This window comes from Azospirillum sp. UENF 112521, from assembly GCF_058780665.1.
This window is the reverse complement of sequence record NZ_JBSNCI010000004.1, coordinates 754,955-780,330: the sequence shown is the minus strand read 5'-3', so window position 1 is coordinate 780,330 and position 25,376 is coordinate 754,955. Positions and strand designations below refer to the sequence as shown.

Below are 25,376 nucleotides of genomic sequence, written 5' to 3'. Positions count from 1 at the left end.
GCCCTTTGGGGGCGCTCCCTCAACCGATCAGTTGTTGCGCCACGGCGACCGCCGCCTGCCCGAGACCGAGCAGGACGGCGGCGACGATGACGATGGCAAGAAGGCCGGCGACGAGGCCGGCCGACACGAAGACGCCGTCGGATTCCATCAGCCCCAGCGCGATCAGCGCGATGGCGAGGGCGGGAGGCTGGTTTCCGAAGACGATGGGAAGGGACAGGATGACGGCCAGCACCACCACCGCCAGCCCGAGCAGCCGTTCGGCGGTCGGGCCGGCCATCGCCGGCAGGCGCGGGCGCAGATGGCGCTCCACCCGCTCCGCCCACGGCTTGGCCCGGCGGATCACGCCGAGGAAGGCCTTGCGGTCGAAGCTGGCCGCCAGCATGCGGCGGGGCAGCCAGGGGCTGTGCCGGCCCACCGCCATCTGGGCGCCGAGCAGGATCATCGGCACGCCGGTGGCGGTCGACAGGCCGGGGACCGGCAGCACGTTGGGAATGGACAGGATCAGCAGCAGAGCGCCGAAGGCGCGGTCGCCCAGCGCATCCATGATCTCGCCGAGCGAGATCTTAGAGCGGTCCTCGCCGAGCGAGATTTTAGAGCGATCCTCGCCGGTCGGGCGGCTTGCCGGGGACGGGTCGTCCGGATCGGAACCGCCGGACTCGGCGGCGTCGCCGCGCGTCAGGAAGTCGTCCAACAGATCGGAAACGCGCGCGCAGGACCGGTCCGCGCCGGAGGGGCGTGCGTCTTGCGACCTGGGGGACGACCCGGGAGGTCGATCTTTGCTCACGGCTCTCCCCGAGGCCGGAAACGGGATCGGAGCGGGCCGGGCGAAGGATGGAAGGAACCCATGGACCTTTCGCGTCACGGCGGCAGCAGCCTTCCTTCTACATCAAGGACGGCGAAAGCGCCAGAGCGGGTTGCGGTGCGCAATAAAGCCGCGGGCCGCCGGTCCCGGCTGTCAGCGCTTCTGCATGGCGAAGGTCAGGCGCTTCATCAGGTCGGCCTTCGACACCGGCTTCACCAGATAGCCGGAGATGCCGTAGGCGATGGCGCGCTTGACCACGTCGGCCTCGCGGTGGCCGGTCAGCACCAGAACCGGCAGGTCGGCCAGCGGGTTGCCGGTGGCGGTGCGCAGCGCGTGCAGCAGGTCCAGCCCGCCCATGCGCGGCATTTCCAGGTCGCAGATCACCAGGTCGATGTCCTCGCTGTTCACCCGCAGCATTTCGAGCGCCTTTATGCCGTCCGCCGCCTCGAACACCGTGCGGAGCCCGATGTCGTGCAGCAGCCGGTAGATCAGCTTGCGGGTGAAGTCGTCATCCTCGACCAGAAGAACACCGAGATCCTGTATCGTCCGAACCTGGCGGGTCCGGTTGCCTGCCTCCACCACCATGACGCTCTCCGCTCCGCCAAAGTTCTCCGGCCGCCATCGGCATGGCCGGTCCGCACAGTTTTCGGATTGCAGTGTTGCACAGTCGTTAACGGAATCGCCATGAGGTGGCGATAGAAAATGTTTCGCATGCTTTGTCTGCCCGTCCGGCCCGCATGGCCGGGTCTGCTGGCCGGGCCCTCCAGCCGGGCAATGGCAATCGGCCCCGCGACCGCTTATCCTGTCCCCTCGCGCGCTCTTTTTGAACCGACCGGGATCCGCCCTTGACCGCGCCGCCCTCCTCCCCAACGACGTTCTTCGGCGGCTCGCCCGATGCCGCGATGCTGGCCGCCGTGGTCGAGACCAGCGGGGCCGGCCTCGTCGTGTCCGACGCCACCCGGCCCGACCATCCCATCGTCTATTGCAACCGCGCCTTCCTGGACATGATCGGCTACGAGGCCGGCGAGGTGATCGGGCGCAACGGCGATTTCCTGCAAGGGCCCGACACCGATCCGGACACCGCGGCGGCGATCCGCGCCGCCTTGGCGGAGGCGCGCCCCCTGTCGGTGGAGGTGCTGAACTACCGCAAGGACGGCAGCGCCTTCTGGAACGCGCTGACCCTGCGGCCGGTGCCGGAAGCAGGGGGGCCGTCCGATGGCCGGGCGCGCTGGATCGCCGGCTCCTGCGCCGACGTGACCCAGAGCCGCCGGTCGCAGGAGGAGCTGCGCGCCGCCGAGGACCAGCTGACCCGGCTGGCGGCCGAGACCTTCGCCCTGGCCGAGAAGCTGGACGGCGCGCGCGAGGATGCGGAGGCCGCCCGCATCGCGGCGGAGAATGCCAGCAGCGCCAAGTCACGCTTCCTGGCGATGATGAGCCACGAGCTGCGCACGCCGATGACCGCAGTGATCGGCATGGGCGACCTGCTGATGGGCACCGGGCTGAACGACCAGCAGAAGGCCTTCGTCAGGACGCTGCGGTCGTCGGCCGACACGCTGATGACCATCCTGAACGACGTGCTGGATTTCTCGAAGATCGAGGCCGGGCAGCTGACGCTGGAGGAGATCGACTTCTCCCTGCCCCGGCTGGTGGACGACGTGGTCCAGCTGTTCCTGGTGCGGGCGGCGGCCAAGGGGCTGAGCCTGTCGGCTTCCATCGCCGACGACACGCCGCGCCACATCCGCGGCGACCCGACCCGGCTGCGGCAGGTGCTGTTCAACCTGGTGTCCAACGCCATCAAGTTCACCGACCGCGGCAGCATCGAGATCGCCGTCTGGTCGCCGGATCCCCCCGCCGACCCGCTCACCGGTGCGGCACCGGCCGATGCGCCCGTCACCCTGCGGTTCGAGGTGGAGGACAACGGCATCGGCATGACGGAGGAGCAGCGCGCCCGCCTGTTCGACGCCTTCGTCCAGGCCGACGTGTCGACCAGCCGCAAATATGGCGGCACCGGCCTGGGGCTGGCGATCTGCAAGCGGCTGGTGGAGGCGATGGGCGGCGGGATCACCGTCGCCAGCACGCCCGGCCGCGGCTCCACCTTCCGCTTCTCGATCCTCAGCCGGCTGGCGGAGGCGCCGCCGGTCGGCGAGCTGGGAGCCCGCCCCACGCTCCCCGGGGCGGCCGAGACGCCGGAGCAGACGCAGGTGCCGCTGCGGCTGCTGCTGGCCGAGGACAACGACATCAACCGCATGCTGGTCGTCGCCATGATGTCCCGCATCGGCCACCGGATCGACGCGGTGACCGACGGGCGCGCGGCGCTGGACGCGCTGGCGGCGGCGACCGACTACGACGCGCTGATCCTCGACATGGAGATGCCGGTGCTCGACGGGCGGTCGACCGCGCGGGCGATCCGGCGGATGGACGGGCCGGTCGCGCGCATCCCCATCGTCGGGCTGTCGGCCGACGCCCTGCCGGAGCATCGCGACGGCCATCTGGCCGCCGGGCTCGACGCCTATCTGACCAAGCCGATCGACTGGGACCAGCTGAACGCCGTGCTGGTCGATCTGGCGACGCGGCCGCAGGAGGGGCGCGTGGTGCCGGTGCCCAGCCGGCCGCCGGCCGCCAGCGGCCATTTCTCGGCCCTGCCGCTGGTCGACCGGGTGAAGCTGGCCGAACTGCGGCTGGCGCTGGGCGGCGAGGCGCTGGACGGGATGCTGCAGCTGCTGCCGGAGACGGCGCTGCGCGAGCTGACGGCGATCCGCTCCGCCCTGCAGGCCGGCAGGCCGAAGGAGCTGAAGCAGGCCGCCCACACGCTGGCCGGGCTGGCCGCCAATTTCGGCACGCCACGCATGGCCGCCATCGCGCGGGCCATCAACGACAGCCCGGCCGACACCGACAAGGTCGCAGCCTTGCTGCCCCTGCTGGAAACGACCGTCGCCGCCACAAGCAGCCTGGTGCGCGATCCGGCGGATAGTATCCCCTCTCCCCCCGGGGAGAGGGTTAGGGTGAGGGGGGCGCACTGCGTGCCCGACCCGAGAATCCTCGCTGTGCATCCCCCTCACCCCGACCCTCTCCCCGGGGGAGAGGGGGATTTTTCAGAGTCCAGGATCATGAAGAAAGCAACGCCGAAGCGGCGCGGCGGGTCGCCGCGCATCATCCATCCCGACCAGTTCGATCTGCTCGACGTGCCCGAGCCGACGGCGGTCATGATCACCTATTCGGGGCGCACCGTCGATCTGGAGAACCCGGACTTCGGCCCCTTCGACATCGAGGACATCGCCCGCCCGCTGGCCTACCAGTGCCGGTTCGTCGGCAACACCCAGCGCTTCTTCAGCGTGGCCCAGCATTGCGTGCTGGCCAGCCGGCTGGCGCCGGAGGGCTATGCCTACGACGCGCTGATGCACGACTGCGAGGAGGCCTTCACCGGCGACTGGCCGACGCCATGGAAGGTGCGGATCGGCCGCGACGCCATCCGGCAGGCGGTGGAGCCGATCAAGAGCGCGCTCGCCCTGCGCTTCGGCTTCCGCCATCCGGAGCCGAAAGCGGTCAAGCTGGCCGACCAGCGGGCGCTGGCGACCGAGCTGCGCGACCTCTGCGCGCCGCACCGCGTCAACTGGCGCGACCTGCCGGACCCCGACGAGGCCGCCATCCTGCCGCTCGGCCCGGAAGAGGCGCTGGCCGACTTCCTGGACCATTACCGGCGGCTGAAGCCGGCCTGAACGCTTCCGGGCGGTTTCAGGCACAGGTCTTCCAGGCAGACGGCCTCAGGCGTGGCCGCCCTGCTCCGCCCGGCGGCCGCGGCCGCGCCTGGACGCCGATGCCCCGCTGGAGGTTGCTCCGCCGCCGGCAGAGGCACCGCCGTCGGCCTGCTGCTCGGCGCAGCGCTCGGCCAGCTCGCGGATGGCGGCCCGGATCTGCGGATCGCGGATGCTTTGGAAATAGCGCGCCAGCATCAGCGCCTCGCGCGATTGCAGGGTGTTCTCCTGCTCCTCGCCGCCACCCGCCGCCGGCACTTCGCCGCCCTCGGCCGCCGGCTGGCGGTTCTCCAGCCCTTCGAAGAAGACGGAGACGGGGACACGGAAGAACTGGCCCAGCTTGAACAGGCGGCTGGAGGACACGCGGTTGAAGCCGCGCTCGTATTTCTGCAATTGCTGGAAGGTCAGCCCCAGCGCCGAGGCGACGTCGCTCTGGCTGAGCCCCGCGAGCATGCGCAGTTCCCGCAGGCGCTGGCCGACGAACACATCGACCTCGTTCAGGCCTTCCTTCTTCTCGCGGCCACGCCGTTTCATCGCTCTTCCCCTTCGCTCCTGTACTGGTCCCGGCAGCCGATTATTCCCGCCGCCGGCCAGTGGGCCGGTCGGCACCCGCCTCGAAGCACCGCTTCCGGCGGCCGAGCCTGGAAATACCTCGCCGGGAAGACGAATCGGCCGGTTTCGGGCATGGAATGCAACTCAGCTATGATCGGGTGTTGCCGATGTCAACCTTGGCTGGACCAGATACCTCTTTTGGGCAGGCGCCTGTTCGCGGGAATCGGCCTGTTGGTCATAGGACCGCACTCTTCTCGCGCATTGCGCGGTATGATTTTACCGAAAGTCGCGCAATCGGTGTCGCGCCGCCCATGCCGTGGCTTGGCTGCGTCATTGTGACCCAAGGTTGCGAAACCCGCTGTGGCGCCGCGGTCGCAGGGCTGCAACATTTGCGGAGCACTAGGCATATTTTGCCGGGCGCCCGGCAAAAACTGCCGCCGATTAACCCTCTCTTCATCAAGACGCCGCAGCATGCCCCAACGTAGGCAAGACCGGCGCGGAACTTGCACAAACCGTTTCGCAATCGCGAACGGAGACTGTGTGGAGACCATGCCGGAAAGACTTCCGATCGGGGACCGCGCGTGAACAACCTGCTGCAGACCTTGCGCAATCTCGGGCCCGCCCGCCTCGCGGCGATCGGCGGCGTCGGGCTCTTGCTGATCGGATTCTTCGTCTATCTGACCACCCGGCTCTCCACACCGGAGATGGAACTTCTCTATTCCGAACTCCAGCAGACGGAAGCGGCGGCCATCGCCAAGAAGCTGGACGAGGCCAAGGTCCCCTACAGCGTCGACAAGTCCGGCACCAAGATCATGGTCCCGGCCGATCAGGTCGGGCCGATGCGCATGCGCATGGCGGCGCAGGGCCTGCCGTCCGGCGGTTCGGTCGGCTACGAGCTGTTCGACAAGGGCGAAGGCTTCGGCGCCACCAGCTTCATGCAGAACATCAACCACCTGCGCGCGCTGGAAGGCGAGATGGCGCGCACGGTGCAGACGCTGAACGGCGTGCAGCAGGCCCGCGTCCATCTGGTGCTGCCCAAGCGCGAGCTGTTCGCCCGCCAGCAGAACCCGGCGACCGCCAGCGTCTTCCTGAAGCTGCGCCCCGGCACCCAGCTGAGCCGCGAGAACATCCAGGCGATCCAGCAGCTGATCGCCGCCTCGGTGCCCAACCTCGACCCCGGCCGCATCTCCATCGTCGACGACAAGGGCAAGCTGCTGGCCCGCGGCACCGGCAACGACAGCGCCGAGGCGATGGCGGCCAACGCGGAAGAGAAGAAGCAGGCCTATGAGGGCCGGCTGGCCCGCACCGTCGAGGATCTGCTGGGCCGCACGCTGGGCTACGGCAAGGTCCGGGCGGAGGTGTCCGCCGACCTCGACTTCGACCGAATCACCACCCAGTCGGAAATCTTCGATCCGGAAAGCCAGGTCGTCCGCTCCACCCAGACCGTCAACGAATCGAACGAGAGCAGCGACCGCGACCCGCTGGCCCCGGTGACGGTTGACCAGAACCTGCCCACGGCCCAGGCCAGCAGCAGCGCCAGCCCGCTGTCCTCGAACAAGTCGAACCGCGCCGAAGAGACGATCAACTACGAGATCACCAAGACCACCAAGTCGCATGTCCGCGAGGCGGGCCAGGTCCGCCGCCTGTCGGTCGCGGTGCTGGTGGACGGCACCTATCAGCTCTCCAAGGACGCACCGCCGGCCTACCAGCCGCGCAGCGAGCAGGAGATCGAGAGCATCAAGGCGCTGGTGCGCTCCGCCGTCGGGCTGGACGCCGTGCGCGGCGACTCGCTGGAGGTGATCAACATGCGCTTCTGGTCGCCCGAGGACGACATCCAGAAGCCGGAAGAGCTGTTCATGGGCATGACCAAGGACGACCTGTTCCGCATCGCGGAGATGGTGGTCCTGGGCATCGTCGCCGTCCTCATCATCCTGCTGGTCATCCGCCCGCTGATCTCCCGCGCCTTCGAGAAGGCGGAGATGCAGGAGGAGGACGAGATGGACCGCCTGCTGACCGATCAGGCCGGCATGCCGGCGGCACTCGCCGCCCCCACCGGCGCGCTGGCCCAGGATTTGGCGCTGGAAGCGGCGCAGGCCGACGAGGAGCTGGAGCAGATGATCGACATCAACCGGGTGGAGGGCCGCGTCCGCGCCTCCTCGCTGCGCAAGGTCGGCGAGATCGTCGACAAGCATCCGGAAGAGGCGGTCTCGATCCTGCGCAACTGGCTCTATCAGGAGAGCTGAGCGATGCCGGTCTCCAAATCCACACCGCTTGAGGCCACCTTGTCCGAAGGGGGATCGCGGCGATGAGCGTGCGCAAATTCCTCTTCGACGAGTCCTTCGACGTGGACGCCGTCCCCCGCATGACCCATGTGGAGGACGACGACCTGCTGCCCGAGGACGAGCTGTCGGCCATGCCGGCGCCCGAGCCGGAGCCGGAACTGCCGCCGGCCCCCACCTTCGGCGAGGAGGAGCTGGCCGCCGCCCGCGCCCAGGGCTATGAGGAGGGCATGGCCGCCGGCAGGTCCGAAGGGACCGCGGCGGGCTACGGCAAGGGATTCACCGACGGCATGACCGCCGGCCAGAACACCGGGTACGAGCGCGGCAGGACGGAGATCGAGGCGACGGTGAACGCCCGCATCGCCAACGCGCTCTCCCAGATCGCCGACGGGGTGGGCCATCTGCTGGCGGCGCACGAGGCGGGCAACGCCGCGCGCAGCGAACAGCCGGTCCATCTGGCGCTCGCCATCGTCCGCAAGCTGCTGCCCGAATGGGCGCGGCGCGGCGGCATGGTCGAGGTGGAGGGAATGGTCCGCGCCTGCCTGACCGACCTGATCGACGAGCCGCGGCTGGTCATCCGGGTGGCGGAGGACACGATGGGGCTGGTCCGCGACCATCTCGACGAGACGGTGGGGGCGCGCGGCTTCGGCGCGAAGCTGATGGTGATCGGCGATCCGTCGGTCGCTCCCGGCGGCTGCCGCATCGAATGGGCCGAAGGCGGCGTGGAGCGGGACACCGCCCAGCTGCTGGACGAAATCGAACGCCGCGCGGCGCACATGCTGGAGGCTCCGGCCCCCGTCTAAGGGGTGACCGGAATGAAGGAGGTCCGAGACCGACATGCCGAGCGACAATTTCTCGCTGAACGATCTGCACGGCGGCGATGGCGACGACTACGCCAGCCCCGGAATCACCAAGGACCTGGAGGCGGTGTACGACATCCCCGTCCAGATCTCCGCGGTGCTGGGCAAATCGACCATGCAGGTGGCGCAACTGCTGAAGCTGGGCCGCGGCGCGGTGGTGGAGCTGGACCGCAAGGTCGGCGAGGCCATCGACATCTACGTCAACAACCGCCTGGTCGCCCGCGGCGAGGTGGTGGTGGTGGAAGACCGGCTGGGCGTGACGATGACGGAAATCATCAAGTCGGACCGCGGCTGATGGCGGTTTCGTCCGACACCGGCGCGGCCCGTGCCAAGGCGAACCCAGGCGGCGGCACCCGTGCCGCGGCGCAGGGCGAGCCGGCAGGCACCCCCACCGGTGCTGCCGCGCCGGGACGGAGCGTGCGGCTGCGCGGCGGGCTGGACGTGGCGACGCTGGTCGGGCTGGCGGCGGCGGCCGGGGTGATCCTGATCGCCATCACCACAGGCGGGTCGGCGCGCGCCTTCCTCGACCCGCCGTCGCTGCTGATCGTGCTGGGCGGGACTCTGGCGGTCACCACCGCCTCCTTCTCGCTGGGCGACGTGGCGGTGGCCTGGAAGAACGCCGCGGCGGTGCTGGTCCACCAGACGCTCGACCCCAAGGGCGTGGCGCGGCAGGTCCTGCTGCTGGCCGAGGCCGCCCGCCGGGCCGGGCCGGAGACCCTGCGCAACGTCCTGCCGGAACTGCGCGCCGAACCCTTCCTGCACCGCAGCGTCACCCTGATCACCGAGGGGCTGCCGCCCGACGCCATCGAGCGGATGCTGACCGGCGAGGTCGAGGCGACCGCCGGCGGCCACGGCAAGAGCGCCGGCGTGCTGCGCCGCGCCTCGGAAGTGGCGCCGGCCATGGGGCTGATCGGCACGCTGGTCGGGCTGGTGCAGATGCTGGGCAGCCTGAGCGACCCGTCGGCCATCGGGCCGGCGATGGCTTTGGCTCTGCTGACGACCTTCTACGGGGCCGTGCTCGGCAACGTCGTCCTGTCCCCGCTCGCCGCCAAGGTGGAGCGGGCGGCTGAGGAGGACGCGCTGGTCAAGACCCTCTATACCATCGGCGCCGTGTCCATCGCGCGCCAGGAGAATCCGCGGCGTCTGGAGATGCTCCTGAACGCCGTCCTGCCGCCTGGAAAGCGGATCCAGTATTTCGACCGGGAAGCCCCGAGAGTGGGAGCGTAAGGCTATGCGTCTGCTGATCGTTGGAACGTTGGAAGGCTACATCACCGCCGCCGGCAAGATCGCCATGAAGCGGGGGGCCAAGGTGTCGCACACCGACAGCATCGAAGGGGCGCTGACCGCCTTGCGTGCCGCCGCCGGTGCCGATCTGGTGATGATCGACGTCAAGCTGGACATCGCGACCTTCATCGACAGCCTGAAGTCGGAGCGCATCACCATCCCGGTGGTCGCCTGCGGCATCGGCACCGATGCGGCCGCCGCCGTGCGCGCCATCCGCGCCGGCGCCAAGGAGTATCTGCCGCTGCCGCCCAATGCCGAGCTGATCGCCGCGGTGCTGGAGGCGGTGGCCGAGGAAAGCCACTCCATCGTCTGCAGCGACCCGGCGATGCTGGCGACTCTGCGCCTTGCCGAGCAGGTGGCGCCCAGCGACGCCTCGGTGATGATCACCGGCGAGAGCGGCACCGGCAAGGAGCTGATGGCCCGCTTCATCCACCGCAAGAGCCGCCGGTCGGGCGAGCCCTTCGTCGCGGTGAACTGCGCCGCCATCCCGGAGAATTTGCTGGAATCGGAGCTGTTCGGCCACGAGAAGGGCGCCTTCACCGGCGCCGTCGCCCGGCGGCTCGGCAAGTTCGAGGAGGCGAACAACGGCACCCTGCTGCTGGACGAGCTGTCGGAGATGCACCCGAGGCTCCAGGCCAAGCTGCTGCGCGCCATCCAGGAGAAGGAGATCGACCGCATCGGCTCCAGCCAGCCGGTGAAGGTCAATGTCCGCCTGATCGCCACCTCCAACCGCAACCTGGAGGCGGAGGTCCGCTCCGGCAACTTCCGCGAGGATTCGTATTTCCGCCTGAACGTGTTCAGCGTGGCGATCCCGTCCCTGCGTGAACGCCCGGCCGACATCCCGATGATCGCCGAGCATTTCCTGAAGAAGTATGCGGAGGCCAACGGCCTGGGCGACAAGCGCCTGACCGAGGACGCCATGCTGATGCTGAAGACGCATCACTGGCGCGGCAACGTGCGCGAGCTGGAAAACACCATGCACCGTGCCGTCCTGCTGTCGCGCGGCGAAGAGGTCGGGCCGGAAGCCATCATGCTGACCAGCAAGATGCTGGCCCCGGAAGGCAGCGCCCAGGCATCGATCCCGTCGGACTCGCCGGTCGCCAACCCGTTCGCCGGCCCCGGCGGCACGGTTCCGGCCGCCGCCGCCCAAAGCCAGCCGGCCACCCCCCTGGTGGTGCCGCCACAGGGTGCCCTGCCGACCAGCTACGGCCCGCCGAAGGGCGGCAAGCCCGGTCCCTACGGCATGGCCGCCAACAGCAGCGCCGCGGCTGCCGCCAATGCCGGCACCAGCGGCGCCGGCCTGGCGGCGCTGATCGGCCGCACGGTGGCCGACGTCGAGCGCGACCTGATCCTGGAGACGCTGACCCACTGCCTGGGCAACCGCACCCACGCCGCCAACATCCTGGGCATCTCGATCCGCACGCTGCGCAACAAGCTGAAGCAGTATGGCGACGAAGGCCGCAGCGTGCCCACCCCGGGCAACGACGAACGGGCGACGGCCTGACGTCCCGTCCGGGACCGGGATCTTGAGCGGCGGGAGCATCCATGGCGCTGACGGAGCATAATGGCGGCGGCGGGGGCGGCGGTCCCGGCAACATGGCCGCCTTCGGCGAGATGTGGGCCGTCACCAAGGCGTCGCTGAAGCGCGGCGACGTGGCGATGGCCATCGGCATCCTGATCGTCGTGGTCGGCCTGATCATGCCACTGCCCGCCGTCATGCTCGACATGATGCTGGGGCTGAACGTCACCATCTCCATCCTGATCCTGATGGTGGTGCTGTTCATCGAGAAGCCGCTCCAGCTGTCGTCATACCCGACGATCCTGCTGATCACCACGCTGCTGCGCCTGTCGCTGAACATGGCCTCGACGCGCCTGATCCTGACGCAGGGGCATGAGGGGACGTCGGCCGCCGGCCATGTGATCGAGGCCTTCGCCAGCCTCGTCATGGGCGGCGATTTCGTCATCGGCGTGATCATCTACGCCATCCTGACCATCGTGAACTTCAAGGTCATCACCGCCGGTTCGGGCCGCATCGCCGAAGTGGCGGCGCGCTTCACCCTGGACGCCATGCCCGGCAAGCAGATGGCCATCGACGCCGACCTGTCGGCCGGCATGATCGAGGAGAGCACGGCGCGGGCGCGGCGCAAGGAGCTGGAGGACGAAAGCGCCTTCTTCGGCTCGATGGACGGTGCGTCGAAGTTCGTGAAGGGCGACGCGGTCGCCGGCCTGATGATCATGTTCATCAACATCATCGGCGGCGTGACCATCGCGGTCCTGCGCCACGACATGCCGGTGATGACGGCGCTGGACACCTTCACCAAGCTGACCATCGGCGACGGGCTGGTGTCGCAGATCCCGGCGCTGGTGATCTCGATCTCCGCCGGCTTCCTGGTGTCGAAGGCCGGCATGGGCGGCTCCACCGACAAGGCGGTGGTGGGGCAGCTGACCGGCCACAGCCAGGCGCTCGCCCTGTCGGCCGGCGCCGTCGGCGTGCTGGCCCTGCTGCCGGGCATGCCGATCCTGACGCTGGCCCCGGTCATCGGCGCCGTCGGCTTCGCCGCCTGGTACATGCCGCGCCTGCGCGCCAAGAAGGAGGCGGAAGAGGCCGCGGCGGCGGAGGAAGCGGCGGCGGCCGGGGCGGGCCCCGGCGGCATGCCCGGAGCCGGGCCGGCGCCGGACGAACCGATCGCCACGGCGCTCGCCATCGACCTGATCCGGCTGGAGCTGGGCTACGGTCTCTTGTCGCTGATCAACCAGCCCCAGGCCGGCAGCCACCGGCTGACCGACCAGATCAAGGGGCTGCGCCGGCAGATCGCCGGCGAGGTCGGCTTCGTCATGCCGGCGGTGCGCATCCAGGACAATTTGCAGCTTCCGCCCAACACCTACATCATCCGCGTCAAGGAGATCGAGGCCGGGCGCGGCGACATCCGGCCCAACATGCTGCTGGTGATGGACCCGCGCGGCGACGCCATGAGCCTTCCCGGCGAACAGACGGTGGAGCCGACCTTCGGCCTGCCCGCCATCTGGATCGAGCCGGGATACCGCGAGGAGGCCCTGTTCAAGGGCTACACCGTGGTCGATCCGTCGACCGTGGTGACCACCCACCTGACCGAGCTGATCAAGGACAACATGCCGGAGCTGCTGTCCTTCACCGAGACGCAGAAGCTGCTGGACGAGACCGACAAGGAACACCAGAAGCTGATCGCCGACGTGGTGCCCGGACAGATCACTGTGGGCGGCCTGCAACGGGTGTTGCAGAATCTCCTTGCCGAACGGGTTTCGATCCGGGATCTTCCCACGATATTGGAAGGGGTATCCGAAGCGACCAGCCAGACCCGCAGCATCACCCAGATCACCGAGCATGTGCGCTCCCGCCTTGCCCGGCAGATCTGCGACGCGAACACCAACGAGATGGGATTCATCCCGCTCGTCACCCTGTCGCCCGAATGGGAGCAGGGCTTCGCGGAATCGCTGGTGGGCGACGGCGACGACCGGCAGCTGACGATGGCCCCGTCCCGCCTGCAACAGTTCATCACCTCCGTCCGTCAAACCTTCGAGCGACATGCCATGATGGGCGAGAGCCCCGTTCTGCTGACCAGCCCGCTGATCCGTCCGTTCGTCCGCTCGATCGTCGAGCGGTTCCGGCCGGCGACCGTGGTCATGTCGCAGAACGAGATCCACCCGAAGGCCCGCATCAAGACCCTGGGGCAGATCTGATGGCGCGCGGCGTTCCCATCCCCTTAGCTGACGGAAGGCGCTGCCGATGCGGCTGAAGTCCTTCCACGCCAAGACCATGTCCGACGCCATGCGGATGGTGCGCCAGTCGCTGGGCGACGACGCCATCATCGTCGCCACGCGCGAGGAGGAAGGCGGCGGCGTGCGCGTGACGGCGGCGGTGGAAGAGGACGACCTGCCGCCGGCCCCGTCCTCCGGTTCCGCGCGCAACGGCCGCGGCAGGGCGCCGGCCAAGCCGGTCGAACCCGAGATCGACGTCGGCGAGGTGGTGGCCGACGCCCTGCAACGCCACGGCGTGCCGGCGTCGCTGGCCGAACAGCTGATCGACGCGGCATCGGGGCTGGACACCGAGGATCCGCGGCTGGCCCTGGGGTCGGCGCTCGATTCCTATTTCACCTTCAACCCGCTGCCGGACGGCCGCGCGCCGGTGAAGCCGCTGGCGCTGGTCGGCCCGCCGGGATCCGGCAAGACGCTGGTCGCGGCCAAGCTGGCGGCGCGCGCCGTCTTCCGGAAATGCTCGGTCGGCGTCATCACCACCGACACGGTGCGGGCCGGCGGCGTCGACCAGCTGGCCGCCTTCACCCGGCTGATGAAGCTGAAGCTGGCGACGGTGGAGGATCCAGACGCGCTGGCCGGCGCCTTCGAGGTGCATCGCCGGACCGATCTGGTCCTGGTCGACACCGCCGGGCGCAACCCGTTCGACGCCGAGGACATGCAGGACCTCCGCGCCATGCTGTCCGCCGGCGAGGTGGAGCCGATCCTGGTGCTGCCCGCCGGGCTCGACGCGCTGGAGGCCGCCGACATGGCGATGGCCTTCAAGGCGGTCGGCGTGCGGCGCATGCTGGTCACCCGGCTGGACATGGCGCGCCGGCTGGGCAGCGTCCTTGCCATCGCCGCACGCGCCCGGCTGTCCTTCTGCGACGCCAGCATCTCGTCCAAGGTGGCGGAGGGGCTGACCGCGCTGAACCCGCTGGCGCTCGCCCGCATGATGATCCCGGCCGAGGAGAAGGCGCCCGCCGTCAAGGACCAGGCGCCGCGCCGCTCCGCCCGCAAGGCGGGCTGGGACGAGGACGAGGACGGCCACGGCGGCGACCACCAGGACCACGAGCCGGACCGCACCCCCGAGCGCAAGCCGAGCTTCGGGCGGGGATATGAGCCGGAGGACGAGGAACCGGAGATCGAGCCGGCACCGCCGCCACCACCACCGCGCAGGGCCGCCGCGGCAGCCAAGCCGACGAAACCCGCAACCGCAAAACCCGCAACCAAGGCTAAAGCCGCCAGTTCCCCCTCGTCGAGGACCCTGCCATGACCGATCCGGTGTTCCCGGCCGCCCTCAAGAACGTTCGCCCGCTGCGCGGCGCCAACGTCATCGCCGTGGCCAGTGGAAAGGGCGGCGTCGGCAAGACGTGGTTCTCCATCACGCTCAGCCACGCCCTGACCAAGGCGGGCATGAACACCCTGCTGTTCGACGGCGATCTCGGGCTCGCCAACGTCGACATCCAGCTTGGATTCTCGCCCAAGAACGACCTGGGCGCCGTCATCAACGGCGAGGTGACGCTGGCCAAGGCGGCGCAGCGCTTCACCGACACCGGCTTCGACATCATCGCCGGCCGCTCGGGCTCGGGCACGCTGGCGCAGCTGCCGAGCCAGCGCCTGTCGGGCCTGCGCAACGACCTGCTGGAGCTGGCGAAGAGCTATGACCGGGTGGTGATGGACATGGGGGCCGGCGTCGACCGCACGGTGCGCACCCTGTCGGGACCGGCCGGCATCACGCTGGTGGTGACGACGGACGAGCCGACCTCGCTGACCGACGCCTATGCCTTCATCAAGCTGACCCATGCCACCAACCCGTCGGCCGACCTGCGGATCGTGGTGAACATGGCGCAGAGCGTGAAGGACGGCGAGCGGACCTACGGCACCATCCTGAAGGCCTGCCAGAACTTCCTGAAATACAAGCCGGCGCTGGCGGGCATCATCCGCCGCGACCTGAAGGTGCGCGACGCCATCCGCAACCAGAACCCCGCTGCTGACCCGCTCGCCCGCCAGCGACGCGGCCCGCGACGTCGAGGCGATCGTGCAGCGGTTGCTCGCCAGCGCCCGGTAACCGGCCGGGACGGGCGGGCATGGGCGGGGCGATCCCACCGTCGGTCACGCCGGCCGCCGCCACCGCCGCGGCAGCCCCCGCCGCGCCCGCCCCCGTCACCGCCGAGGCCACGGTCGTCCAACTTCCCGAACGGCTGCCGGAGGTGACCCGACCGGTGGTGCTGACCGGCACCGTCGCCGGCCAGACGCCGGAAGGGCTGACCCGCGTGCGCACCGCGGCGGGCGAACTGCTGCTCGACAGTGCCACGGAACTGCCGCCGGACAAGCCGGTCACCGTGCAGCTGACCCCCGGCAGCACGGCCTCGCCGGGCGCACCGGCCACGGCGCTGCCGGGCAAGCCGACGGCGCTGATCCTGCTGCAATCGCTGGCAAGCCCGGCCACGCCACAGAGCGCCGGGCAGACCGGCAGCACGACCCAGACCCCAGCGGTCGGCAGCGGCGCCACGCCCGCCGTCCTGCTGCCCACCCCGACGCCGACCACCGTCCCGACCAATCTGCCGCCGCTGCTGCCAGGCACCGTCGTGCCGGCGCTGGTGCTGGCCGGCGGGTCGGGCGCCAAGCTGCCGACCGCCGCCGCGCCCCCGGCGCAGCCGGCCCCTGCCACCCCGTCACCCGCCGCCCCGGCCGGGACCGCGAAACCGGAGGCTCCGGCCGCCGGGACGCCTGCTGCGGCGACGGGCGGTCCCTCCACCCCTGCCCCGGCCATGGGCGGCGGCAGCGCCACCTTCGGAACGCCGGTCCAGCTGGGCGGCAACGCGGCCCATCCCGGCGCCGAGACGCCGACGGCGCCCACTCCGCCCGGCTCCAACCCGCCCAGCTCCAGCCCAGCCGGTTCCAACCCAGCCGGTGACAGCGGCAATCCCGAACCGCCCGACCTGCCGCGCGGCGCCACAGTGGCGCTGAAGATCCTGACGGTCACCCCGCCGCCGCAACAGCCCCAACCGCCCGGTAATCCGGGGGCGGGCAATTCGGAGGCCAACGGGCCCAACCAGCAGGCGGGAAGCCAATCCGGCCAGCAGCCGGGCGGACAGGCCGCCGCTCTGCCCACCCCGCAGGCCGACGAGGCGGCCCTGCCGCCCGATACCCCCATCCTGCGTGGAACGGTGGCCGGCAGCACGCCGCAGGGGCAGCCGATCCTGGCGACCAAGCAGGGGATGCTGGCGCTGAACGTCCCGGCCAGCCTGCCGCAGGGGGCCACGGTGACGGCGGCGCTGGCCGACCTCGCCCGCGCCACCCAGGCGGCGGCCCCCACCCTGCCCGGCCCGCCGGGACCGCTGGACGGGCGCGACTGGCCGGCGATGCGGCAGCTGATGGCGACACTGGCGGCGGCCGATCCGGCAGCAGCCAAGGCGATGCTGGCGACGATGCCGCAGCCGAACCGCAAGCTGACCGCGGCGCTGGGCTTCTTCCTGTCGGCGATGCGCGGCGGCGACGCGCAGGGCTGGCTGGGCGACGATGCCGCCTCCGCACTCGACAAGGCGGGGCGCCGCGACCTGCTGGAGCGGCTGGAGAAGGATTTCGACGGGCTGCGGCGCGAGGCGGCGGAACCGCTGCCGGGCGACTGGCGCAGCTACACCATCCCGCTGATGGACGCGAACGGGCCGAAGCCGATCAGGCTGCATGTCCACCCGTTGCAGGAGGATGAGGAGAGCGGGGGCGGTGAGCGGTCGAAGCCCGGCAGCCGCTTCGTCATCGACCTCGACCTCAGCCGGTTCGGGCCGATGCAGCTGGACGGTCTGGTGCGGCCCAACCATTTCGACCTGATCCTGCGCAGCCATGCCGCCCTGCCGCCGGAACTGCGGGTCGAGCTGATCCAGATCTTCGCCGACAGCGTGCGGGCGGTGGGCTACACCGGCTGCCTGTCCTTCCAGTCGGGCGCCCGCAGCTGGGTGAAGCTGACCCGCGCCGGCCAGGCCGGGCTGGGGGTGTCGGCATGAGGCGGGAGCGGCTGTCCACCCGCCCGTCTCCCGATGCCCGCCACGATTTCCTGGTGGAGCTGCGCGGCGAACCGCTGCCGGGGGTGCGGCTGACCCTGCGGCTGGTGCCCGACCTGCTGGTGCCCGATCCGGCGTCTGTCGTTGCCTATCTGGCGGAGTTTGCCGGCTTCCCGGACGGGTTAGAGGCGCTGGCCGTCGCCATTCTCGACGACATCAACAACGAGCTGGTGCCGCGCTGGGTCGAGGTGGCGGTGGAGAGCGACGCCCCCCTGCCCCACCGCGTGGTGATCGAGGACCGGCAGCCGAGCTGGGACAACCCGTCGCTGCTGGGGCGGCTGCGCCGGCTCTGACAAGGGGGTTCAGTCGTCGTCATGCAAGGCGGCGCTTGGAGCAGGGGCTGCGGGATGAGAAGGGTCCGCGGCTGTTGTGATAGGGTGCGGGCACGAAATCGCTTGAGATCGGATCGCGGAAAATCGGGCTCGATTTGAAGCGTGACTCCGATCGTCAAACACAAAGCTATTGAAAGCGGACAGGCCAGATGACCGATGATCTTCCTGCGGTTCGTGACGCTGTGGCGGCGGACGGCTTCTCCTTCGTCGCGGCGGACGCCATGCAGGGAGTGCTCGACGCCGCCGGGCTGCGGGACTGGGAGGGGTTCAGCGCCAGTTGGAACGACCTGGGCCTCGACACCTACATGGCGGACGGCGGGCGCTACCGCCGCCGCCGCCACGCCGCCTTCGCGGTGTCGGCCGGGGAGATCAGGCGCAAGCCGCACCAGCCCCACTACCAGAGCCGGGACTACAATCCGCTGAACGGCGGCCTGGAACGCTGGTTCGAGCCGATCAGCGAGGCGGTCGCGACCCACCCCGCCCTGGACGCGATCCTGAAGACCTGCTTCGCGCTGTTCGACCCGCTCACCCCCGCCGCCACCAAGCCGGAGGTCTGGCACACCGAGGTCCATCAGTTCCGCATCGAAGCCCGTGCCGGCGAGGCCGGACGGCCCACCCCGGAAGGGATGCACCGCGACGGCGTGGACTGGGTGCTGGTGATGCTGATCCGGCGCGAGAACGTCTCCAGCGGCACGACCAGCATCCATGACCTCGCCGGCCGGCCGCTCGGCAGCTTCACCCTGCGCCATCCGCAGGAATCGGCGGTGGTGGACGACGCCCGGGTGTTCCACGGCGTGACGCCGGTGGAGCCGACCGATCCGGCGCGCCCGGCTTTCCGGGACGTGCTGGTGGTGACGATGCGGCACGCCTGAAGCGGCGGGCCGTCACGCGCCGTAACCGGAATCCTGCGGCATACTGTCCACATCAGCGTCCGGCTCCCGATGCGGTTTGCCTTCTACGCTAATATATTAGTATAATAATGCCATGAGTTATCCGGTGAGGCCGAGCCATGACCGCGGATCCCTTGGAGACGGCGCTGCTCCTGCGCGTGGTGGTGATCCTGGGGCTGCTGCTTCTCGGTTTCTGCTAACCTCTTCGACAGGGATGCCTGAGCATGGCGACCGACCTCAAGCGAGAGAATTATTCCGCCACCATCGACGGCAAGCCGGTGGATCTGTTCACCCTGCGCAACGGGCGCGGCATGGTGGTGCGCATCACCAATTACGGCGCCAAGATCGAACAGATCCTGGTTCCCGACCGCGACGGCGTGGTGGGCGACGTGGTCCAGGGCTATGACGGGATCGAGGGTGCGATGGGCGGGCAGGCGTCCATGGGCTCCTTCATCGGGCGTTATTGCGGGCGCATCCCCGACGGGCGCTTCACCCTGGACGGCGTCGCCCATCAGGCCGCGGTCAACAGCCCGCCCAACACCCTGCATGGCGGCCAGCGCGGCTCGCGCTTCCGGGTCTTCGACGCCCGGCAGCTCGACGAGGCCAGCCTGGAGCTGAGCCATGTCTTCGCGGACGGCGAGGAGGGCTTTCCCGGCACCCTGCCGCTGCGGCTGGTCTATACGGTCGGCGACGACAACGCCCTGACCATCGCCTGGACCGCGGTGGCGGCCGACAGGACCACCATCGCCAACTTCACCGACCACACCTTCTTCAACCTGTCGGGCGATCTGGGGTCGTCGATCCTCGACCATGTCGCCACCATCCAGGCCGGCCGCTATCTGGCGCTCGGCGATACCGGGGTGCCGACCGGCGAGATGGTGGAGGTCGCCGGCACGCCGCACGACTTCCGCACCCCGGCGGCGCTGGGCGCCCGCATCGACGCCGACGACCGCATGCTGGCGCTCGGCAAGGGCTACGACCTGCATTACGTGGTCGACAAGCCGGCGAACGGCCCGACGCCCGTCCTCAACGCCCGCTTCCTGCACCCGGCCAGCGGCCGGACGCTCGAGGTGCTGTCCACCGAACCCGGCCTGCAGCTCTACACCGGCAATGCGCTGGAGGGAAAAACCCCGCGGGACGTCGGCAAGGGCGGCACGCTCTACACCAAGCACAGCGCCTTCTGCGCCGAACCGTCGAAATTCCCGAACTCCATCAATCTCCCCTCCCTCTGGCCGTCCGTCCCCTCGACCGTGCTGCGTCCCGGCCAATGGACCGCCGGGTCCATCGTCTACCGGTTCGGGGTCGCCTGAGGCGGCGCCGCGCCGCCCGTCTCCGCCCCCGCGACCTGCACGGCAGCCCACATTCCTCCCTCGGAGTCCGTTACGCCATGAGCACCGCCAAGCCGATCCGCCGTTACCGGCAGACGAAAGTCGTCGCCACGCTGGGTCCGTCCTCCTCCTCGCCCGAGATGATCCGCCGCCTGTTCGAGGCCGGCGTCGATGTCTTCCGCCTGAATTTCAGCCATGGCAGCCACCAGGACCATGGCGAGCGCGTCCGCGCCATCCGCGCGCTGGAGGAGGAGACCGGCCGCCCCATCGCCATCATGGCCGACCTCCAGGGGCCGAAGCTGCGGCTGGGCCGCTTCGCCGACGGGCCGGTGACGCTGACCGCCGGCCAGCCTTTCTGCCTCGACCTGCTGGCCGAGCCGGGTGACGCCCGCCGCGTCGGCATGCCCCATCCGGAGATCTTCGCCGCTCTGGTGCCGGATGCCGAACTGCTGCTCGACGACGGCAAGGTGCGGCTGCGGGTGACCGCCTGCGGCGCCGATTTTGCCGAGACGGTGGTGGTGTCCGGCACCAAGCTGTCGGACCGCAAGGGCGTCAACGTGCCGGGCGTGGTGCTGCCGCTGTCGCCGCTGACGCCCAAGGACCGCGCCGACCTGGATTTCGCCCTCGACCAGGGGGTGGATTGGGTGGCGCTGAGCTTCGTCCAGCGGCCGGAGGACGTGGCGGAGGCGCGCAAGCTGATCGCCGGCCGGGCCGCCCTGCTGTCGAAGCTGGAGAAGCCGCAGGCGATCCAGCATCTCGACCGCATCGTCGAGATGTCGGACGGCGTCATGGTGGCGCGTGGCGACCTGGGCGTGGAGATGCCGCCGGAAGACGTGCCGTCGATCCAGAAGCGGATCATCCGCGCCGCCCGGTCGGCCGGCAAGCCGGTGATCGTCGCCACCCAGATGCTGGAATCGATGATCTCCGCCCCCGCCCCGACCCGGGCCGAGGCCTCCGACGTCGCCACCGCGGTGTTCGACGGCGCCGATGCCGTCATGCTGTCGGCCGAGACCGCGTCCGGCGACTATCCGGTCGAAGCCGTGTCGATCATGGACCGCATCGCCCGGCGGGTGGAGGGCGATCCGCTCTACCGCGGCCTGATGGATGCCCAGCATGCCGACCCGGAACAGACGGAATCGGACGCCATCACCGCCGCAGCCCGTCAGGTCGCCCATACGGTGAAGGCGGCGGCCATCGCCACCTACACCACCAGCGGCTCCACCACCCTGCGGGCGGCGCGCGAACGGCCGGAGGTGCCGATCCTCTGCCTGACCGAGAGCGCCGCCATCGCCCGCCGGATGGTGCTGGCCTATGGCGTCCACGCCGTGCTGACGGAGGATGTCCAGAGCTTCGCCGACATGGTGCACAAGGCGGCGCGGCTGGCCTATGTTCATGGGCTGGCCGAGGAGGGGCAGCGGCTGGTCATCACCGCCGGTGTGCCGTTCGGCATGCCGGGATCGACCAATATCCTACGAATCGCCTGGGTCGAGGCGCCGAGCCGCCCGGAGCGCGACCGCGAGGCCCGTGCCCGCCAGCCGATGGCCTTCGCCGACGCCTGACCGCATCTTACCTTCCGCCGACCGCCAGGCTTCCGTTTCGTATAAACGGAGGCTTGGCGGAGTACCAAACGCACAGCGCATCTGCCTGACGTTCTATCGACTCCAATGCTCTTGACACCCGCCGCAGAAAGATAGCTTTTTAGCTAACTACCGGCAATTGACCGGTGCCGCTCGATGCCCGACTGTTGGAGTCGGGGTATTTCTCCTTCTGGACGCCCTGACGGTTGACCGGGCGGTCGAAAAGAGGCGGTCGGGCAGGACGGCCGGCAGCGGCCGGGTGTTTTCAGGAGTGTCGTGGATGTCGTTCCAACTGGCCGGGTTGTGCTTCACAACGGCGTCCGGCCTGCCGTTCTCCCACGACCATTGGCTGGTGGCCCTGTCCTATGCCGTCGCCGCCTTCGCCTCCTACTCCGCGCTGGACATGGCGGAGCGGATGCACCGGACGGACGGCGCCGCCCGCATGATGTGGCAGGGCTGCGCCGCGGCGGCGCTGGGCGGCGGCATCTGGGCCATGCATTTCATCGGCATGCTGGCGCTGACCATCGACACGCCGATCGCCTACGATCCGGTGAAGACGCTGCTGTCGCTGTTGACCTCGGTCGCCTTCGTCGCCGTCGGCTTCCGCATCATCCAGCGCCGCCGCTCCCTCGCCACCATCGCCGCGGCCGGCCTCATCGTCGGGCTCGGCGTGGCGACGATGCATTATCTCGGCATGGCGGCGATGGTGCTGCCGGCCCGCATCGCCTACGACCCCACCCTGTGGGGCCTGTCGGTCGCCATCGCGGCAGCGGCGGCGGCGGCGGGGTTGTGGCTGGCCACCCGCATCCACCGCCTGCTGGAACGCACGCTGGCCGCCCTGGTGATGGCGGTGGCGGTCTGCGGCATGCATTACACCGGCATGGCCGCCCTGGTGGTGCAGGTCGATCCCACGCTGATGGCGGCGGACGGCAGCCTGGGGGACGGGGTGTCGAGCGGCCCCCTGGCCGCTCTGGTGGCGGTGGCGGCCTTCGGCCTTCTGCTGCTGGCGCTGGTCTCGGCCATGGCCGACCGCAAGGTTTCCGCCGCGTCGGCGCGCGAGGCCGCCGCCCTGCGCATCGCCAATCTGGAACTTGAGGCGGCCCGCCTGCAGTTGGAGGCCAACCAGCGCGAGATCATCCGCCGCCTGTGCAGCGCCGGGGAATTCCGCGACAACGAGACCGGCCAGCATGTGGCGCGCATGGCGCAGATCTCCCACCAGTTGGCGCTCGCCGCCGGCTGCACCGCCAACTATGCCGCGCAGGTGCTGGAGGCGGCCCCCCTGCACGACATCGGCAAGATCGGCGTTCCCGACCAGGTGCTGTTGAAGGCCGGACGGCTCGAGCCTGAGGAATGGGTGATCATGCGCCGGCACGCCAGCATCGGACAGCGGCTGCTGGCCGGCAGCGGGCTGCCCCTGCTCGACCTCGCCGCCGAGATCGCCGGGACTCATCACGAGAAATGGGACGGCACCGGCTACCCCAACGGTCTGGCCGGAACGGACATCCCGCTGTCCGGCCGCATCGTCGCCATCGCCGACGTGTTCGACGCTCTGCTGTCCGCCCGCCCCTACAAGGAGCCCTGGCCGCTGGAGAAAGTCGTCGGCTTCATGCGGGAGCAGGCCGGTCTCCATTTCGATCCCGAACTGGTGACGGTGTTCCTCGACAGGCTCGACGTCATGGTGGCGATCCGCGGGCGCTTCGTCGACGAGGACCACACTCCGCCGCTGCTGGCGGAGGCGGGCGCGGCCGAATAAGGTCCCCCGGACTGCAACGCCTTTTCTGCAACGCCTTCTGCAAAATCTTGCGGTGAGTGCGGTTCCGGTGCGGGAGCGCCGAGCGCCGCGCCATGGCGCATCCGTCGGCTGGGTCAGGAGGCGCTGCCGGTGGGCGGTGCATGACAAAAACTATCCTTTACCCGGCGGCCACGGCAGGGCAAATTCAGAAACCAACTTATGAGAGAAAATATGAAGGCGCTAATTCTTCCGGCGATATTGTTGGTTGTGGGATGCGGCGCCAAGGATGGCCCGCATGCGGCTCTGCTGCCGGACGGAACCATGGGAAGTTCAGTTACCTATTGGACGGGGACAGGCGATCAGGGCAAATCCGCCGCTCAAGAATTGGAGTATATGATTAGAATCAATGGCTATTGTTCTTCGGAGGAATCCGTAAAATTCATAGCGCTCGATGAAGTCGCCGCGGGAGCTGGGAGAAAGATTTCAGGCGTATACAAATGCCAGCCCAAGGTTTAGTTTTGGCGCCTATGCAATCAACCAATCAGTATTTTAGGATATTGTCGGGCAGCAGATTGTGGATCGCGAGCCGACGGCCGAACAACGGCCGTTATCGTCCACTGGCAGGCTCGAAAGACCAAGGAAAAATCTGATGGGGAGGCGATACGCGCTAGAGCGGATTTAACTGTTAAATCAACGCTCTAGCGCAAATCGATGGCGGACCCGACGAGATTTCGAACTCATGACCTCTGCCTTCGGAGGGCAGCGCTCTATCCAGCTGAGCTACGGGTCCATCGCTGGTGGAGGCGCAACATAGCCCAAGCCATTCGGGGACGCAAACACAAAAATCACAGATTTTCCGACAGCTTGCAGACACCCTCGTCCGCCCTTCGACCTCTGCCTTCGGAGGGCAGCGCTTCAACCGGTTCGGGCGCATGGAAACGTTTCCATTCTTCACGAAACCGTTTTCACGACGTCATGCGATTGCAACACACCGCCGCCACTCTGCACCCGCGCCGGATCGGCCGGCGCCGGAAACAACAGCCTGGAACAAGGGTTGACGGATGGTGCGGGGCGGAATGCGGGCGGGCGATGGACAGATGGCGGACGGACGCGCGATGGACCGCGTGGCGACGATCCGCGACGTGGCGGCGCGTGCCGGGGTGTCCATCGCCACCGTGTCGCGCGTGCTGAACGGCAGCGGCAACGCCACGCCGGAAACCATGGAAAAGGTCCGCGCCGCCGCGTCCGACCTGTCCTTCCGCCCCAGCACCATCGGGCGCAACCTGAAGGCGGCGCGCACCCGCACCGTCGGCGTGCTGGTGCCGTCGCTGACCAATCCCGTCTTCGCCGAAAGCGTCGCCGGCATCCAGGACGCGGCGGCAGAGGCCGGCTACAGCGTGCTGATCGCCTCCACCGACTACGATCCGGGACGGGAGGTGCGCGCCATCGAAGGGCTGCTGTCCAACCGGGTCGAGGGGCTGGTGCTGACCGTCGCCGATGCCGACCGCAGCGGGTCGCTCGACACGCTGGACGAGGTGCGGCTGCCCTATGTGCTGGCCTACAACCAGCCGGAACGGGTGCCGCGCGCCCATGTGTCCGTCGACAATGTCGCGGCCTCCCGCGCGGTGGTGGAGCGGATGACGGCGCTCGGCCACCGGCGCATCGGCATGATCGCCGGGCGCTTCCGCCAGTCCGACCGCTCGCGCCGGCGCCATGCCGGCTGGCTGGCTGCGCTCGCCGATGCCGGGCTGCCGCCGGGGCCGGTGGTCGAGGTCGATTTCAACGAGCTGCGGCTGGCCCACCGGCTGGCCCCCCTGCTGGAAGGGCCGGAGCGGCCGACGGCCTTCTTCGCCTCCAACGACATGCTGGCGCTCGCCACCATCCGGGCGCTGCGCGACCTCGGCCTGTCGGTGCCCGACGACCTGTCGGTCTGCGGGTTCGACGGCATCGAGGTCGGGCGGCTGATGGCGCCCAGCCTCGCCACCCTGGTGCAGCCGGCCCGCGCCATGGGCGCCACCGCCTTCGAATGCCTGCGCACCGGCTTTTCCGGCGACTTGCAGGGCCGCGCCGTGATGCTGCCCTTCACCCTGCGGCCGGGCGAATCGCTCGGGCCGGCGCCATCGAAATCCTCCTAAGCACTTTCGGAACGGAGACCC

Annotated in this window: 19 protein-coding genes, 1 tRNA gene and 1 pseudogene; 17 read left to right on the top strand and 4 right to left on the bottom strand. The window is 69.5% G+C overall.

The features are described from left to right. Positions 1–19: 19 nt before the first annotated feature. Both ACWPN8_RS24065 and ACWPN8_RS24060 read right to left on the bottom strand, forming a co-directional pair. The gene (locus ACWPN8_RS24065; RefSeq protein ID WP_492242544.1) at positions 20–691 is read right to left on the bottom strand and encodes an exopolysaccharide biosynthesis protein; all 672 of its coding nucleotides are present in this window, start codon (positions 689–691) and stop codon (positions 20–22) included. Between the two features lie 264 nt (positions 692–955). Continuing rightward, positions 956–1,387 carry a response regulator gene (locus ACWPN8_RS24060; RefSeq protein WP_109450785.1) on the bottom strand — a complete coding sequence of 144 codons (432 nt, stop codon included), beginning with the start codon at positions 1,385–1,387 and terminating at the stop codon, positions 956–958. Positions 1,388–1,647: 260 nt separating this feature from the next. On the opposite strand from ACWPN8_RS24060, the gene ACWPN8_RS24055 reads away from it, so the two are divergent. Next, positions 1,648–4,518 (top strand): ATP-binding protein, encoded by a 2,871-nt coding sequence (locus ACWPN8_RS24055; protein WP_492242543.1) that lies wholly within the window; start codon positions 1,648–1,650, stop codon positions 4,516–4,518. 45 nt (positions 4,519–4,563) lie between these two features. Here ACWPN8_RS24055 and ACWPN8_RS24050 read toward each other — a convergent pair whose 3' ends face one another. Further along, positions 4,564–5,088 carry a helix-turn-helix domain-containing protein gene (locus tag ACWPN8_RS24050; protein WP_492242542.1) on the bottom strand — a complete coding sequence of 175 codons (525 nt, stop codon included), beginning with the start codon at positions 5,086–5,088 and terminating at the stop codon, positions 4,564–4,566. Positions 5,089–5,687: 599 nt separating this feature from the next. Here ACWPN8_RS24050 and fliF point away from each other — a divergent pair. The 15 genes and pseudogenes from fliF to ACWPN8_RS23975 all read left to right on the top strand — a co-directional run bounded on the left by fliF (position 5,688) and on the right by ACWPN8_RS23975 (position 23,736). Then, positions 5,688–7,349, top strand: coding sequence for a flagellar basal-body MS-ring/collar protein FliF (fliF, locus tag ACWPN8_RS24045; protein ID WP_109450777.1), 1,662 nt, complete (start codon positions 5,688–5,690; stop codon positions 7,347–7,349). A 62-nt stretch (positions 7,350–7,411) separates the two neighbouring features. Next, positions 7,412–8,188 (top strand): FliH/SctL family protein, encoded by a 777-nt coding sequence (locus ACWPN8_RS24040; protein WP_492242541.1) that lies wholly within the window; start codon positions 7,412–7,414, stop codon positions 8,186–8,188. A 34-nt stretch (positions 8,189–8,222) separates the two neighbouring features. Beyond that, positions 8,223–8,540, top strand: coding sequence for a flagellar motor switch protein FliN (fliN, locus tag ACWPN8_RS24035; protein ID WP_098737805.1), 318 nt, complete (start codon positions 8,223–8,225; stop codon positions 8,538–8,540). Beyond that, entirely contained in the window at positions 8,540–9,472 is a 933-nt protein-coding gene (locus ACWPN8_RS24030; RefSeq protein WP_109450773.1) for a motility protein A, read from the top strand. Before fliN ends, ACWPN8_RS24030 begins: the two co-directional genes overlap by 1 nt. 4 nt (positions 9,473–9,476) lie before the next feature. Then, positions 9,477–11,033, top strand: a complete 1,557-nt coding sequence (locus ACWPN8_RS24025; protein ID WP_492242540.1) for a sigma-54-dependent transcriptional regulator — start codon at positions 9,477–9,479, stop codon at positions 11,031–11,033. 41 nt (positions 11,034–11,074) lie between these two features. Next, positions 11,075–13,246 carry a flagellar biosynthesis protein FlhA gene (flhA, locus tag ACWPN8_RS24020; RefSeq protein WP_109450769.1) on the top strand — a complete coding sequence of 724 codons (2,172 nt, stop codon included), beginning with the start codon at positions 11,075–11,077 and terminating at the stop codon, positions 13,244–13,246. Positions 13,247–13,292: 46 nt separating this feature from the next. Further along, positions 13,293–14,573 (top strand): flagellar biosynthesis protein FlhF, encoded by a 1,281-nt coding sequence (locus ACWPN8_RS24015; RefSeq protein ID WP_492242539.1) that lies wholly within the window; start codon positions 13,293–13,295, stop codon positions 14,571–14,573. Continuing rightward, positions 14,570–15,368, top strand: a pseudogene (locus ACWPN8_RS24010) (MinD/ParA family protein). The gene ACWPN8_RS24015 and the pseudogene ACWPN8_RS24010 overlap by 4 nt, the downstream one beginning before the upstream one ends. A 19-nt stretch (positions 15,369–15,387) precedes the next feature. Further along, positions 15,388–17,304, top strand: a complete 1,917-nt coding sequence (locus ACWPN8_RS24005; RefSeq protein ID WP_492242538.1) for a hypothetical protein — start codon at positions 15,388–15,390, stop codon at positions 17,302–17,304. After that, on the top strand, positions 17,301–17,654 hold the full coding sequence (locus ACWPN8_RS24000; protein ID WP_492242537.1) for a hypothetical protein: 354 nt from the start codon (positions 17,301–17,303) through the stop codon (positions 17,652–17,654). Before ACWPN8_RS24005 ends, ACWPN8_RS24000 begins: the two co-directional genes overlap by 4 nt. Before the next feature lie 188 nt (positions 17,655–17,842). Further along, positions 17,843–18,565, top strand: a complete 723-nt coding sequence (locus ACWPN8_RS23995; protein WP_109450758.1) for a 2OG-Fe dioxygenase family protein — start codon at positions 17,843–17,845, stop codon at positions 18,563–18,565. A 242-nt stretch (positions 18,566–18,807) separates the two neighbouring features. Next, positions 18,808–19,893 carry an aldose epimerase family protein gene (locus tag ACWPN8_RS23990; RefSeq protein ID WP_492242536.1) on the top strand — a complete coding sequence of 362 codons (1,086 nt, stop codon included), beginning with the start codon at positions 18,808–18,810 and terminating at the stop codon, positions 19,891–19,893. A gap of 77 nt (positions 19,894–19,970) precedes the next feature. Beyond that, positions 19,971–21,470 carry a pyruvate kinase gene (pyk, locus tag ACWPN8_RS23985; RefSeq protein ID WP_492242535.1) on the top strand — a complete coding sequence of 500 codons (1,500 nt, stop codon included), beginning with the start codon at positions 19,971–19,973 and terminating at the stop codon, positions 21,468–21,470. A gap of 298 nt (positions 21,471–21,768) precedes the next feature. After that, entirely contained in the window at positions 21,769–23,241 is a 1,473-nt protein-coding gene (locus ACWPN8_RS23980; protein ID WP_492242534.1) for an MHYT domain-containing protein, read from the top strand. A 210-nt stretch (positions 23,242–23,451) separates the two neighbouring features. Next, the gene (locus tag ACWPN8_RS23975; protein WP_492242533.1) at positions 23,452–23,736 is read left to right on the top strand and encodes a hypothetical protein; all 285 of its coding nucleotides are present in this window, start codon (positions 23,452–23,454) and stop codon (positions 23,734–23,736) included. A gap of 196 nt (positions 23,737–23,932) precedes the next feature. On the opposite strand, the gene ACWPN8_RS23970 is transcribed toward ACWPN8_RS23975, so the two are convergent. Further along, positions 23,933–24,010 (bottom strand) — tRNA-Arg (locus tag ACWPN8_RS23970). Between the two features lie 307 nt (positions 24,011–24,317). On the opposite strand from ACWPN8_RS23970, the gene ACWPN8_RS23965 reads away from it, so the two are divergent. After that, positions 24,318–25,355 carry a LacI family DNA-binding transcriptional regulator gene (locus ACWPN8_RS23965; RefSeq protein ID WP_492242532.1) on the top strand — a complete coding sequence of 346 codons (1,038 nt, stop codon included), beginning with the start codon at positions 24,318–24,320 and terminating at the stop codon, positions 25,353–25,355. Positions 25,356–25,376: the final 21 nt, after the last annotated feature.